Consider the following 13,652-nt stretch of genomic DNA (forward strand, 5'->3'; position numbering starts at 1 on the left):
GCTGTATCAGCGCGCGTAGATGTACTTGTCCAGGGTCTGGTGGAAGTGGCGTATGCGCACTTCCTGGTAATTGCCGAGGGTGACGGCACCTTTTTTGGAAGCCTTCAGGCCTTTTTGCACTTGCGGCAGGTTGGCGCCATCCTGGTTGAACACATTGGCAAAACCGGCCCCCATGACCTCGGCCGCCTCGCTGAAGGGCTGGTCGATACCGAGGCGGAAAGTGGCCGCGTCGGGCGGCGATTCGCTGCCCTCCGGATAGCGGGTCAGCAGGAAAATTTCCATGATGCAGCTGTCCACGTCGTCACCGTTCGGCCGGTGCCGGTAGGTGATCACCGTGCCATGACCGGCCCAGGGCGCGAAGTTCGGGAACAGCGAGTAAAGGGTCGAGTCCATAAGCTCCGACATGGTGGCGCGGCCGGCGAAGTCCTCGCCAGCCTGCTCATTGGCCACCGGCAGGTTCAGCGCCGCGTACATTTCCCGCGCGGTCTGCCCCGGAGCCAGCTTGGGCCCGTTCTCAACGCCAATCAGTGCCATCATCGCATCCAGTGTCTGCTGCTCCGTGTACAGATCCGCATGACTCGGGTTGGCAACCCCGTAGGCACTGATGGTGCGACTCACGTGATCGCCCCACACGTCGTACTGGGAATTGTCGATGCCCTGGAACGGCATCAATTGCGGATGGGTGGCAATCGCGTGGTAGGACTCGATGAAGGCCTCGAAGGCCACTTTCCAGTTGCACGCGATTACTTTTTCAATGTGCAGGGACACGTAGCGCTGTTCGTGCTTCCACTGATCCATGTGGGATGGCAAAACCCCCATGTACTCCTTCAGCGAGGGGGCCCGCTCGTCCATATTGATAAACACCCAGCCGCCCCAGGTATCCACCCGCACTTCAGGCAGCCTGGCGTTTTGCTTGTCGACATGGGGAAAGTCCCACTTGCACGGGGCACTCTTGAATTCGCCATCCAGTTCCCACTGCCAGCCGTGGTAGGGGCAGCGCAGGGTGTCGCAGTTGCCGGCGCCGCGCTTCAGCGCGCGACCGCGGTGCAGGCAGGAGTTGTAAAACCCTTTCAATTCTCCGGACTGGGTACGCGTAAGGACGATGGAATCGTTGACGATGTCATACACATAGTAATCGCCAGGGTTTTTCAGGCGGTTCTCCCGACAGGCAACCTGCCAGGTCTTGCGCCAGACTTTCTCCACCTCCAGATCAAAAAATTCCCGCGAGGTATAGCGGTCAACCGAAATATCCTCCGATCCCAGATAGGTCTCGGTGCTTTCCAGCAAGGCCGCTGGCACCTCGACAGTTTCGATTTTCAGCAAGTCCTGGAAGGAGTCCGCCGGTGCGCGAGCGCCAACCTTTTCCGGAGCATCTTTTACCTGATCTGTCATAAGCAAAGCCCTGTGGTTATTGGATTATCCTTGTAGAATTGTCACCGCACTCACACCCGGTGCGCCGTATACATGGGTGTAACCCAGGCGCGGCTTGCCCGGCACCTGTCGAACGCCCGCATCACCGCGCAGTTGCAGGCAGGTTTCATACACCTGCCGCAAACCGGTAGCACCAATCGGTTCGCCGCTGGCAATACAGCCACCGTCGGTATTGATCGGCAATTTGCCGCCAATGCCGGTTTCGCCCGCCTGTATCAACTGCTCCTGCTCACCGTGTTCACAGAAACCGTTCTCAGCCATGTGCATGATTTCGGCACCGGACTCGGTATCCTGCAGCTGGATCACGTCGATATCCCTAGGACCGACACCGGCCATTTCAAACGCCGCGCGCGAAGCGTCAATGGTTGGGCCCGCGACCTCTTCGAGCGCCTGGGAAGGCGCAAACACCTCGAAGGATCCGTAGCGCCGCGAGCGCATCACCGCGGACTTCAAATAAATCGGCTTGCTGGTGAATTCACGGGCACGGTCGCCGCGGCACAGTATCAGAGCCACGCCACCCTCACCCGGGGAACAGAACATGAACTTGGTGAGCGGATTGCTGATCATCAGCGAATTGGCTATCTCCGCTTCCGACAACGCCTCGCGCCGCCAGGCATTGGGGTTGTCCACCCCATTGCGATAGGCCTTTTCCGCCACCTTCGCCAGGGTGGAAGTACTGATGCCGTAGCGGTGCATGTAGCGCTGGATCTTCATGGCAAAAAACTGCGTGGTGAGCATCAGCCCGGTTTCACCGTACCAGGCGCCGAGGCCGAGCTGGGTCGGATCCGCATTGAAGGCGCCGCGGTCATGCTTATCGAACCCCGCGACCATGCCGATGTCGTAAGCGCCGGACTTGATCGCGTTGTAGGCGGAGATCAGGGCACTGCCACCGGTGGCACAGCCATTGGCCACATTCATGAACGGCATCCCGGTCAGGCCCAGCTCGTTCACCAGCGCATCGGCGCTGCCGGCACTGGCGCTGCCACCAAAACCAAACTGCATGTCCTTCCACTCGACCCCGGCATCCTTGAGCGCCTGGCGCGCGGCGTAGGCGCCCTGTTGCAGGCCGCTGCGGCCCGGAGTGCGGCCAAAGGGGTGAATCCCTATTCCAACAATCGCTACATCCATTTCGTGCTCCTCCCCGGCGTCACTGGCCCGGCACTGCTGCCAGCAAGTTTCCCGCGCGAGTTTTTCGTTAAATTCAAACCGCCTTGAAGGCAAAGCCGACTATTTCATTGCCCGCCTCGTCATGGCGGAAGGTGTCGACCACCAGTTCCATTTCCATGCCGATCTGCAAGGCTTCCGGGGTGTTTTCCAGCAGCCGGCTTTCCACGCACACCGCGCCCGGCAATTCGATATAGCCAACACCGTACGGTTTGAACGTCTCCGGGGTTTCATCTGAGCGGTAAGGCGTTTTCGGCATAAACCCCTGGATGGTCCAGCTCCACAGTTTGCCCCGCCGCGGCAGTTCTTCCACACCGACATCTTCGCTGCCACAGGCAGGACAGCTCAGTTTCTGCGGGAATTCCGCAACGCCGCACTGGCGACAGCGACTTCCCAGCAGCGCGGGTTCAGCGGACGGCCAAGTAAACAGGCCTGGACAAATAGGTTTCCTTTCCGACATGTTTGTCTCCATTGTTCGGGAGTGCCATCAGGCGTGGATCGCCTGATCGAAGGCATCCAGCACCGACTCGTGCATGGCTTCCGACAGGGTCGGGTGCGCAAACACGGTGTCCATCAGTTCCTGCTCGGTGGTTTCGAGATTCTTCGCCACCACATAGCCCTGAATAAGTTCTGTAACGGCGGGGCCTATCATGTGGGCCCCGAGCAGCTCCCCGCTGTCGTCGTCAAAAACGGTCTTTACCAGCCCGTCCATTTCGCCTACCGCGTGGGCTTTTCCCAGCCCCCTGAGATCAAATTTGCCGACCCTCACCGACAGGCCCTGTGCGCGCGCCTGCTCCTCGGTAAGACCGACGCTCGCAACCTGCGGCGAGCTATAGGTGCAGCGCGGTACGCTCATCGGATCCAGTGGTTCCACGCCGGCGACGCCAGCAATTTTTTCCACGCAGATCACCGCTTCGTGGCTGGCCTTGTGGGCGAGCAATGGCGGCGCAGTCATATCACCGATGGCATACACACCATCCACCGATGTGCGGCACCACTCGTCGACGACCACCTGACCACGCTCGAGTTTCACGCCCTGCTCGACCAGGCCCAGGCCCTGCGTATTGGCCGCGACGCCAACCGCGAGAATCACGCGGTCAAATTGTTCAGATCTGGACTCGCCACTTGAATCGGTCCAGCACACGGTTGCGGACGTATCCGAGACGTCCACGCTTTCGACCCGGGCACCGGTGTGAAAGGAAATGCCGCGCTTTTTCAGCGAGCGCTGTGCCGCCGCCGAGATATCCGCATCTTCCTGCGGCAGGATCGCGTCCAGTGATTCAATGACGGTAACAGCGGTACCGAAAGTGCGATAAAAGCTGGCAAACTCGATGCCGATGGCACCGGCACCAATTACCAGCAGGGACTCAGGGAGAGCTTCCGGTGTCATCGCCTCGCGCGCGGTCCAGATAACCTTGCCATCCGCACGAACGCCGGGAATTTCCCGGGGGCTGGCGCCAGTAGCGAAAATAATATGCGGGGCCTGCAGCACGCTTCGGGTGTCATCGGCGTGCGTCACTTCGACAACACCGGGCGATTGCAGCCAGCCATTGCCGGTGAACACCTGGACCCGGTTTTTCGCCATCAGTCCTTCGACCCCGCTGCGCAGGCGCGCCGCTACGTCGCGACTGCGCTGCACCACCTGCTTCAGGTCAAACCCTGCACCGCTGAATGCCAGGCCATAAGCATCGGCATTCAGCAGTGTCTGGTACACCTCGGCACTTTTGAGCAGGCTCTTGGTGGGAATACAGCCCCAGTTCAGGCAAACGCCTCCCAGATGTTCCCGCTCGACAATCGCCGTGCGCATCCCCAATTGCGCGGCGCGGATCGCCGCCACATAACCGCCGGGGCCTGCGCCTACCACCACCAGGTCGAATTGCTGTTGTCCTGACTGAGCTACCAAGCGCTTTTCCTCTTTCAGATCAACGTCGATCAAATCAACATGGACGCCGGATTTTCCAGCAGTCCTTTGAGTGCACCGAGAAACTCAGCCGCGACCGAACCATCAATCAGGCGATGATCGCAGGACAGCGAAACCCGCATCACCGTTGCCACCTCGATTTTCCCATCGCGCACCACCGGCTTTTCCCGCCCGGCGGCAACCGCCAGAATGGCCGCCTGCGGCGCGTTGATGATCGCGTCGAACTGATCGACCTCATGCATGCCCAGATTGGAAATGGTGAAGGTGCCACCCTGAACCTCATCCGCGGCCACCCTGCCCGCGCGTGCGCGTTCCGCAAGGTCACGGGCTTCTGCGGCGATCTGCGGCAGGCCTTTGCCTCCCACGTTGCGGATCACCGGTGTGATCAGCCCACCGGGCACCGCCACCGCAACGGCGATGTCGGCCTGTGCAAAATGCCGGACGCGGTCGCCGGCAAACTGCACGTTCAGCTGGGGCACCCGAGACAGTGCACCGCCACAGGCCTTGATGATGAAATCGTTGACGGAGATCCGCTGGCCCAGCGCCGTGTTCATATAGCGGCGCTGCGACAGCAGGCTGTCGATTTCGATATCGACACTGACGCGGTAATGCGGCACCGCCTGTTTGGTTTCCGTGAGCCGCGCGGCAATGGTGCGCCGCATACTGCTCAGGCTTTCCTCGTGATAATCCACCGCACCGGCGATCGCCCGCGCCGCCAGCTCAACGTCCTCTTTGCTGACGCGATTGCGCCGGCCAGTGGGCTGGATATCGTGCAGGTTGATGTTGAGTTTTTTCGCCAGCCTGCGCGCCACTGGCGTGGCCGCGATGCGCGAATCATCCTGGATGGACCTGGTGGCGCTTGCCGACGCGGCAGCGGAGGAGATGGCCATACGACGCGGCTGCGAATTCAGCCCCAGTGCCTGCTCCACATCGCGCTTGGAAACACGGCCATGTCGGCCGGTAGCGCGTACATTGTGCAGGTTGAGGTTGTTTTCCCTGGCCAGCCGCCGTGCGACCACGGATGCATTAACTTCCGAATCGTCAGGGCCTTCGGCGAGAGACACGCGCGCCGGTGCCGGCTGCCCGGAGGTTTGCGGCGCTTCAGCAGCTTGCGTATTCACCGCCGGGGCGGGACTGGCCTTTGAGGGCTCGTCCTTGCCCGAGCGGTTCAACAGGGCCGCCGCATCCGGCTTGAAGTTCGCAATAAACGCGTCGATGTCCTCGTCGCTCGCGTCGCCGACCGCGACAACGCCGAGCAACGTGGCCACCCGGTGAATTTCCCCGGGCTGCGCAACGATACGCACCAATGTGCCGGTGCAGCTACTTTCCACGGTATTGATGATCTTCGAGGTTTCGATATCGACGACCTCGTCGCCCTTTGAAACCTGATCGCCGACGCCAACACGCCACTCGGTGATCTCACCCTCTTCCATTTCCATACCCCACTTGGGTACGGTCAACGCTTGTAAATTGCTCATAGGGCGTACTCCATCACTTCACGGATCGCCCCCTCGATATCCGCTTCCTGCGGCATCCATGCATCTTCGAGGTTGGGGGCGAAAGGTACTGGGGAGTGTGCCGCGGTGACCTTGCGAATGGGCGCACGCAGGTAACCGAAGGCCTTTTCTGCCGCGATACTGGCAATATCCGCCGCGAGACCACAGCGCGGTGTCATTTCGTCCACCACCACAAGACGTCCGGTGGATTCCACACTTTCCAGAATCGCTTCATCGTCCAGGGGCGAGGTTGTGCGCGGGTCGATCACATCACAGGTAATGCCTTCCTTCGCCAGGCGATCAACCACAGCCAGTACTTTGGTAATCGGGTTGGAAATGGCCACCACGGTGACATCACTGCCTTCCCGATAGAATTTCGCCTCGCCGAAAGGCACGGTGTACATTTCGTCCGGCACTTCGCATTTGGTGTCGTAGAGAATCTTGTCCTCAACGAAGATGACACAGTCGTCGTCCTTGATCGCCTGCAGCATCAAACCCTTGGCATCGTAGGCATTGGTGGGGCAAACCACCTTCAGGCCCGGCACCATGGTCACCATCTGGGTAAGGTTCTGGGAGTGCTGCGCACCCGCCCGCCAGCCTGCGCCGGTGGTACAGCGAATCACCATCGGGCACTTTGCCTTGCCACCAAACATGTAGTGGAACTTGGCGGCCTGGTTGTAGATCTGGTCAAAGCAGACCCCAAAAAAATCCATGAACATCAGTTCCGCCACCGGCCGCAGACCGGTCTGCGCAGCGCCAGCCGCAGCACCGATAATCGCGGACTCCGTGATCGGAGTGTCGATCACCCGCTCTTCGCCGTAGGCCGGCAACAGACCGCGGGTTACCCCCATTACGCCGCCGTAGGCGTCGCGGGAACCATCACAGCCGGCACCGCCGGAGACTTCCTCACCCAGTACGATGACCCGGGAATCTTCCCGCATCGCCTGGTGCAGAGCCTCGTTGATCGCTTCTCGATAGGTTTTGACAGGCATGCTATAAACTCCAAACTTTATTAATCGGGCAGTTCAGCTCCTAGTATTCAGAGCTATAGACATTCGTTAACAATTCCGCGTCGGCCGGCGCAGGTGCCGCCAGTGCCGCCGCCGTGACTTCAGCGATGGTTTCGGCTACCTCACGATCGATGTCATCGAGCGCTTTTGCTTTCACCAGCTTCATCTTGATCGCCGCGGCGCGGGCAATCTTCAGGCAGTCTTTCTCCGCCTGCAGTTTTTCGATCTCTCCTTCACCGCGATAGGCCTGCGGGTCGCCCTCAAAATGGCCGCGGAAACGCGGCACTTCCGCTTCAATGGTGACCGGGCCCTTGCCTGCGCGGCAGTGCTCCACGGCTTTTTTACAGGTTTCATACACGGCAAAGAGATCGGTACCGTCCACCTTGTAGGCGGGCATCCCAAACCCTTGCGCACGCCCGGCGATATCTTTTGAACCCACCGCATAGCTGGCATGGGTGCCTTCGCCGTAACCGTTGTTTTCAAACAGGAAAATGGCCGGCAACTTCAGCACCACTGCCATGTTCATGGCCTCGAATGTGGTGCCCTGGTTGGACGAGCCATCGCCACCAAATGCGACACCAACCCGATCCGTGCCCAGCGTCTTGGCCGACAGCGCCGCGCCCACAATCAGGGGCGGCCCGCCGCCCACAATGGCATTGGCTCCGAGCATGCCGCGCTCAATGTCGGCGATGTGCATGGAACCGCCCTTGCCGTCACAGAGCCCGCCCTGGCGGGCCATGATTTCCTTCATCATGGCGCCGACATCCGCGCCTTTGGCAATGCAATGGCCGTGGCCACGGTGGGTACTCACCACAAAGTCATTGTCGTCGAGCAACAGGCATATACCCGCAGCCACGGCTTCCTGGCCTGAGTACAGGTGGATAAATCCGGGAATATTTCCCTTCATGAATTCTTCGCTGACCCGCTCCTCGAAAGAGCGGATCATGCGCATGGTCTTGTAGGCCTTGAGAAACTGGTCGGCATCGAGCGTAGCCGCACCGCGCTCCAGTTCCGTTCCGGCTTCGAGCAGTTGATCGGTTTCCATGGACATGGTCTGCCTCGATTTTTTTCAGTGATGATGCGGTGGGCCCGCAGGCCCGCTAAATAGTTTTGTTTACAGGGTAAGTCCCTGCATCCAGTTGCCGTGGAACCCGTTGGGGATACGCGTCGGTACATACACCTTCGCGACAGGCCCAGCGGTAAAGTCACCGGCCGAAACAATCGAGAGATACTGTCCCTCTCCGGGGTTGTGCACGAAGCACATGAGCCAGCCATCCTTTTCATTGGGGCTGTCGGGGTTCGGTACATACACTGGTTCGCCCGCGCTCGCTTCCGGTCCGTAATCGCACAGCAGGGTTTCACCGGTATCGAAGTCATAGCGGCCGCTGCAGTTATAGCCATGGGCATCACCCCAGGAGCGATTGCTGGACGCCGCAAAACCAAAGCGGTAAGGCTTACCCATGCGACGCTCATCGACGCGGGAAAACTCGCAGAAGACATCAGAGAATTTTTCGTTGGTAACGGTTTTGGTGTTGATATCCAGCGTCATGCGGTACATGCGACGGGGCTGCTTTTCAATGCCGGTTCCCTGGGCCTGCGTGAACGGCATGGAATTGATCCATACATAGTCGAGTACGATCTGGCCGCCGCGTTCGAAGCCATTGCAGAAATGCCAGGAGAAGAACGCATCGGTCTCGAAGGTGATGATTGGATCTGAGCCGTTACGGGGGATGGCAAGGATCCGGGTTCCGAGATCCGCTTCCCAGGAAAACGGGTTTTCCCCGCGCATGGCCCGGGTCACGTCATGGAACGCCGGCGCGTGGAAAATCAGTACATAATTCTCGGTAATCTGCAGGTCGTGGATGATCGCCTTGCGATCAAAGGCAACCGGAATGGTCTTCTTGTGCCGCACGTGCTTGTCGAATATCTGCACCCAGTAATTCGGGCTGTCCCAGCGCTGGGTACAGCTGATCAGGTCGCCGGAGTCCGGGCAAATTTTCGGGTGTGCAGTGAGGGCATCGCCCGGCTTCAGCGCGCCATCGTAATCGTACAGGCCGACGGTGCTGAGATCATTGTTCAGAAGATGCGGGAAGCCGCCCTCCCACATCGCCAGCAGCTTGCCGCCGTGGTAGAGCACATTGGTATTGGCGGTATTGCGCACCGGATTCGGTTCGCCACCGGCTTCGATTACTTCCTGTGGCACTTCCAGCAGCTTGCCGACACTGCCATAAATGGTGCGGCCAAATTTTCGCTCGGTTTTCAGGTGACTGGTTTCGACCCAGCGATTTTTGTAGTTCGCTTTGCCGTCCTTGAGATAGACAGCGTGGATCATGCCATCGCCATCGAGCGGATAAACGTAGTGATTGGGCTGGAATGCGGTATTGGCGCCATCGCGCATGAATGCGCCGACGAGGTTTGCGGGGATCTCACCTTCGACCCTGAGTTCATCAGGACCGAAATCGCGCTCTTCGGACACTGGCGCGTAATTCCCCTGCAGATAGGGAAAAGCACTTAAATCCATGTGACACTCCTTGCGTCTTTGTTATTTTCCGGAGGCCTGTACATCGCTGAGGTCTGAACCTGAGCCCATACTAGCAACTCCAGCACAAACAAAACAATCCCGATGGTTTGTTTTTGGCGACAACCCGGGATCCCGGGCAAACACCTCACTCGGGAATGCGAATGATCAATTTGCCCTGGTTGGATCCATCAAACAGCTTGAGGAATGCCGGCAGGATATTGTCGAGGCCATCGACGATCTCTTCGCGGTACTGCAATTTTCCTGCGAGCAGCCACTGCGCCAGCTTGTCGACCCCTTCTGCGAAGCGATCCATGTAATCGATCACCACAAACCCCTGCATGGTCACGCTCTCCGCCACCAGCTGCCAGAGGTTGCGCGGGCCCGGTGCCCCGTTTTCGTTGTAAGTGGAAATCCAACCGCACACCGCAACGCGCGCGTACTTGTTCAGACACAACAGCGCGGCATCAAGAATTTCCCCGCCCACGTTGTCGAAATAGACATCCACGCCGCCCGGGCAGGCCTGGCGGATCGCGGCTTCGAGGTCGCCGCAGGCTTTGTAATTAATTGCCTCGTCGAACCCGAGGTCCTCCTTGATCCAGCGGCATTTTTCTTCGGAACCGGCAATGCCGACCACACGGCATCCCTGCATCTTCGCAATCTGGCCCACAACCGAACCGACCGCGCCCGCCGCAGCGCTCACCAGCACGGTCTCTCCCGGCCTGGGCTTGCCAACTTCCATCAGGCCAAACAGGGCCGTAAGCCCGGTCGGCCCCAGCGCCCCGAGAAAACTGCTCAGTGGAATGCCAGCGTGCTCATCCAGTTTGGTCATGGCTGCGGCAGGCCCGGTGGTGTACTGCTCCCAACCGCCCACAGCCATCACCACATCCCCCTCTTCAAGGGAGCGACAGTTTGACTGGATCACCCGGCCGATAACGGTGCTGCGCACGGGCGCACCAATGGGGATTGGCGCAATATAGTTATGGGCATCGCTCATCCAGCCACGAATGGCCGGGTCGAGCGAAATATAGATATTGCGCAGCAGTGCCTCGCCCTCGCCAGGCAACTGCACCGGCACATCGCGGCATGGCACATGCTCGGGGCCGGGTAAGGAATCGGGACGGAATGCCAGGTAGTACTGGCGGTTGGTAAGGTCACGCATGTGGCAGGGCCCCCTGTATTGTGACGCCATTCCCAGCGCTGCAACGCCTGGATAAAAGGCTGTTCATATGGGGCTGGACAACGCCCGCCTGGACAATCTCCGCAGAAACGCCTTGCCAGAAACCATCGCTATGAAATGAATATATCCACCCAATAAAAATCAGTCAACCTTGTTTGTTTTTGGTTGATTACTGCGTCACCCTGCCTCCACGACACGTTTCAGCCTGTACGCTCCCAGGGTAATTAAAATCCGTACAACCTGATTGTTTTGAGGTGGCAACTTTGCTAACGTCGATGGCGAAAACCAATCCCCGCACTGCAGGCCCCCAGTGTTAATGCGCCGCGCGCAGTGCCCTTTGCCAGGAGGCCAGCATGACCGTATTGATCAATGGAATCGTCGAGGTATCAGCCAATCACCGCGATGCCGCCCTGGCCGCGGCAACTGCAGCGCTGGATGAAATACGCGCGCAAAAAGGCTGCCGTCACTATGCCTGGACCGCCGACCCCACCTCCCCCACCCGCATCTATGTGTATGAAAACTGGGTGTCATCCGACGACCTGAGCGCACATCTGGCAGGCCCCTGCTTCGGCCGCATGCTCGGAATCCTCGGCCAGTACGACATCCTGGACACCTCAATTACCAAGTACAAAGTGGCGCTCGAGGAGCCGATTTTTGACCCTGAAGGTAACCCGCGCGGAGATTTCTTCACCGAAGCGCTGGCAACCAGCTGATTCCCCTCCACTTCAAAACTGAGCCAGGCCCATGACTGAGAAGAGCGTCGAGAAAAAGGTAAAAACCTACTGTCGTTTCTGCCATGCCACCTGCCCGATGGAAGTAACGGTCAGGGATAACCGGGTAATCGCCCTGGCACCGGATACCAACAACACCCTTTTTGGCGGTTACACGTGCCTGAAGGGCCGGCAGATGCCCGAGCAGCTGTACCTGCCAGAGCGCATTCAGGCGTCGCTGAAAAAGAATGCCGACGGCTCCCACAGTGAAATCAGCAGTGCCCAGGCACTGGATGAGATCGCAGAAAAGCTCAGGGAAATTCTCCAGAAGTACGGGCCGCGCAGTATCGCCAGCTATAACGGCACCGTGTCATTCCAGAACTCCGCCACCCACCCGGTGGCCAAGGCCTGGCACACAGCTCTGGGCTCGCCGTCCTACTACACCAGCATCACCATCGACCAGCCCGCCAAAGTCGGCATCGGTCAGGCGCGCATGGGTTTCTGGGCGGCCGGCAACCATACCTGGCAGGATTCGAACGTGGCGCTGATCGTCGGCAACAACACCCTGGTGTCGCACTTCTCGATCCCCGGCGGTATCCCATCGTTCAGTCCCAGCAATGCGCTGCGCGAAGGCAAGAAACGAGGCCTGAAGATCATCTGTGTGGATCCACGTCGCTCCGAAGTCGCTGCGCGCGCAGACATACACCTGCAGGTGAAACCCGGCCAGGATGCTGTGTTACTGGCGGGCCTCGCCCATATCATCCTCGCGGAAAACCTGCATGACGCGGAGTTTTGCGCGGAGAATATTCACAACCTAGACGCGCTCAAAGCGGCCATCGCAGGGTTTACCCCGGACTACGTCGCTGCGCGCACAGACATCGACAAACAGGACATTATCGACGCGGCGCGGCTGTTTGCCGCAGGCCCGCGCGGCTCTGCCACCACTGGTACCGGACCGGAAATGGGCCCCTACCCCAACCTGGTACAACACCTGGCACAGACGCTGAATGCCATTTGCGGGCGCCACTACCGCGCCGGCGAGAAGGTTCCCAACCCGGGCGTGCTGTCGCCGCCGACGCCACGCCCGGCGCAGGCGATCCCACCTCAGCCCGAGTGGCTCACCGGTGTACGCAGCCGGGTGTCTGACGATATCGGCGAAGTAACCGTGCTCACCGCCAATGGCCCCACCAAGGAAATGCCCACAGCAGTCTGCGCCGATGAAATCCTGATGGAGGGCGACGGCCAGATCCGTGCGCTGATCTGCGTTGGCGGCAACCCGCTGCTGGCGTGGCCCGGACAGGAAAAGGCGTTCAAGGCGCTGAAAAACCTCGATCTGCTGATCTGCCTCGACTACAAAATGTCGGCAACCGCCGAACTCGCGGACTATGTAATCGGCTCCAAGCTGTGCCTGGAAAGAGACGACCTGACCGTACTCACAGACATCTGGTACGAGCAGCCGTACAGCCACTACACCAAGACCGTTGTCGAGGCCGAAGGCGACGTAATCGAGGAGTGGGAGCTGTTCTGGGAACTCGGCAAACGCCTGGGGCTGGAACTGAGCATTCGCGAGCAGCCGCTGGACATGGTCAACAAGCCCAAGAAGTACGACATCCTGGAAAAGATGACCAAGGGATCCCGCGTGCCGTTGGCGGAGATATACCAGCGCGATGGCGGTGGGGTATTCGATGCCCCCGATGTAATCGTGCAGCCGGCGGATCCGGCCACTCGCGGCCGCCTCGACCTGTTTCCGGAAGGCCTCGCCGATGAGCTGCAGGGTACAGCGCGGGACGCCGATGCCAGTCTGGAACAGGGCCGCCAATACCCCTTCCTGCTGATCAGCCGGCGGATGAAAAACACCTTCAATTCCACCGGCCCGGAACTGAGTTTTCTCGCCTCCAAGGGCACCACCAACCCCGCTTATATTCACCCCGACGACCTCGAATCGCTGCAGGTGAAGGATGGGGAAATCGTACTGCTTTCATCCGCACACGGCGAAATACCGGCGGTGGTTCAGGCCAGCCCCGATATCAAGCGCGGCGTGGTATCCATGGCCCACTGCTGGGGGGCGGCACCGGACGGCTCCGGGGATGATCGGGTTCGCGAGATTGGCGCCAACACCAATCGCCTCATCAACAACCTGGATCGCCCGGAAAGGTATTCCGGCATGGCCCAACAGAGTGCGGTCCCCATCGCCATTCGCAAAGCCACAGAAAACTGAATCG

11 protein-coding genes are annotated in these 13,652 nt (G+C 59.7%); 2 read left to right on the forward strand and 9 right to left on the reverse strand.

Annotated features, from left to right (window positions below):
* Nucleotides 1–6: 6 nt before the first annotated feature.
* From ACNKU7_RS11980 to ACNKU7_RS12020, 9 genes are all read right to left on the reverse strand, one after another.
* Nucleotides 7–1,392 carry an aromatic ring-hydroxylating oxygenase subunit alpha gene (locus ACNKU7_RS11980; protein WP_418297223.1) on the reverse strand — a complete coding sequence of 462 codons (1,386 nt, stop codon included), beginning with the start codon at nucleotides 1,390–1,392 and terminating at the stop codon, nucleotides 7–9.
* 24 nt (nucleotides 1,393–1,416) lie between these two features.
* A complete protein-coding gene (locus ACNKU7_RS11985; RefSeq protein WP_418297224.1) occupies nucleotides 1,417–2,559 on the reverse strand; it encodes a thiolase family protein in 1,143 nt (380 codons plus the stop codon).
* A gap of 73 nt (nucleotides 2,560–2,632) precedes the next feature.
* Nucleotides 2,633–3,055: a Zn-ribbon domain-containing OB-fold protein gene (locus ACNKU7_RS11990; RefSeq protein ID WP_418297225.1), complete on the reverse strand. Its 423-nt coding sequence runs from the start codon at nucleotides 3,053–3,055 to the stop codon at nucleotides 2,633–2,635.
* 27 nt (nucleotides 3,056–3,082) lie between these two features.
* Nucleotides 3,083–4,531: a dihydrolipoyl dehydrogenase gene (gene lpdA, locus ACNKU7_RS11995; RefSeq protein WP_418297226.1), complete on the reverse strand. Its 1,449-nt coding sequence runs from the start codon at nucleotides 4,529–4,531 to the stop codon at nucleotides 3,083–3,085.
* Nucleotides 4,528–5,994 carry a dihydrolipoamide acetyltransferase family protein gene (locus ACNKU7_RS12000; protein ID WP_418297227.1) on the reverse strand — a complete coding sequence of 489 codons (1,467 nt, stop codon included), beginning with the start codon at nucleotides 5,992–5,994 and terminating at the stop codon, nucleotides 4,528–4,530. Before ACNKU7_RS12000 ends, lpdA begins: the two co-directional genes overlap by 4 nt.
* Nucleotides 5,991–7,004 (reverse strand): alpha-ketoacid dehydrogenase subunit beta, encoded by a 1,014-nt coding sequence (locus tag ACNKU7_RS12005; RefSeq protein ID WP_418297228.1) that lies wholly within the window; start codon nucleotides 7,002–7,004, stop codon nucleotides 5,991–5,993. The genes ACNKU7_RS12000 and ACNKU7_RS12005 overlap by 4 nt, the downstream gene beginning before the upstream one ends.
* Nucleotides 7,005–7,044: 40 nt before the next feature.
* Nucleotides 7,045–8,073 (reverse strand): thiamine pyrophosphate-dependent dehydrogenase E1 component subunit alpha, encoded by a 1,029-nt coding sequence (locus tag ACNKU7_RS12010; protein WP_418297229.1) that lies wholly within the window; start codon nucleotides 8,071–8,073, stop codon nucleotides 7,045–7,047.
* Nucleotides 8,074–8,136: 63 nt separating this feature from the next.
* Nucleotides 8,137–9,543, reverse strand: a complete 1,407-nt coding sequence (locus ACNKU7_RS12015) for a carotenoid oxygenase family protein (protein WP_418297230.1) — start codon at nucleotides 9,541–9,543, stop codon at nucleotides 8,137–8,139.
* A 145-nt stretch (nucleotides 9,544–9,688) separates the two neighbouring features.
* Nucleotides 9,689–10,702, reverse strand: a complete 1,014-nt coding sequence (locus ACNKU7_RS12020; protein WP_418297231.1) for an NADP-dependent oxidoreductase — start codon at nucleotides 10,700–10,702, stop codon at nucleotides 9,689–9,691.
* Between the two features lie 371 nt (nucleotides 10,703–11,073).
* On the opposite strand from ACNKU7_RS12020, the gene ACNKU7_RS12025 reads away from it, so the two are divergent.
* The gene (locus ACNKU7_RS12025; protein WP_418297232.1) at nucleotides 11,074–11,433 is read left to right on the forward strand and encodes a putative quinol monooxygenase; all 360 of its coding nucleotides are present in this window, start codon (nucleotides 11,074–11,076) and stop codon (nucleotides 11,431–11,433) included.
* Nucleotides 11,434–11,464: 31 nt separating this feature from the next.
* Nucleotides 11,465–13,648 (forward strand): molybdopterin-containing oxidoreductase family protein, encoded by a 2,184-nt coding sequence (locus tag ACNKU7_RS12030; RefSeq protein WP_418297233.1) that lies wholly within the window; start codon nucleotides 11,465–11,467, stop codon nucleotides 13,646–13,648.
* Nucleotides 13,649–13,652: the final 4 nt, after the last annotated feature.

Source organism: Microbulbifer weihaiensis (assembly GCF_048323715.1).
Classification (GTDB): domain Bacteria; phylum Pseudomonadota; class Gammaproteobacteria; order Pseudomonadales; family Cellvibrionaceae; genus Microbulbifer.

Excerpts from the sequence above, each read along its gene's own strand:
- ACNKU7_RS11980 (WP_418297223.1), bottom strand. The coding sequence starts at position 1,392 with ATGACAGATCAGGTAAAAGATGCTCCGGAAAAGGTTGGCGCTCGCGCA.
- ACNKU7_RS11985 (WP_418297224.1), bottom strand. The coding sequence starts at position 2,559 with ATGGATGTAGCGATTGTTGGAATAGGGATTCACCCCTTTGGCCGCACT.
- ACNKU7_RS11990 (WP_418297225.1), bottom strand. The coding sequence starts at position 3,055 with ATGTCGGAAAGGAAACCTATTTGTCCAGGCCTGTTTACTTGGCCGTCC.
- ACNKU7_RS12000 (WP_418297227.1), bottom strand. The coding sequence starts at position 5,994 with ATGAGCAATTTACAAGCGTTGACCGTACCCAAGTGGGGTATGGAAATG.
- ACNKU7_RS12005 (WP_418297228.1), bottom strand. The coding sequence starts at position 7,004 with ATGCCTGTCAAAACCTATCGAGAAGCGATCAACGAGGCTCTGCACCAG.
- ACNKU7_RS12010 (WP_418297229.1), bottom strand. The coding sequence starts at position 8,073 with ATGTCCATGGAAACCGATCAACTGCTCGAAGCCGGAACGGAACTGGAG.
- ACNKU7_RS12015 (WP_418297230.1), bottom strand. The coding sequence starts at position 9,543 with ATGGATTTAAGTGCTTTTCCCTATCTGCAGGGGAATTACGCGCCAGTG.
- ACNKU7_RS12020 (WP_418297231.1), bottom strand. The coding sequence starts at position 10,702 with ATGCGTGACCTTACCAACCGCCAGTACTACCTGGCATTCCGTCCCGAT.
- ACNKU7_RS12025 (WP_418297232.1), top strand. The coding sequence starts at position 11,074 with ATGACCGTATTGATCAATGGAATCGTCGAGGTATCAGCCAATCACCGC.
- ACNKU7_RS12030 (WP_418297233.1), top strand. The coding sequence starts at position 11,465 with ATGACTGAGAAGAGCGTCGAGAAAAAGGTAAAAACCTACTGTCGTTTC.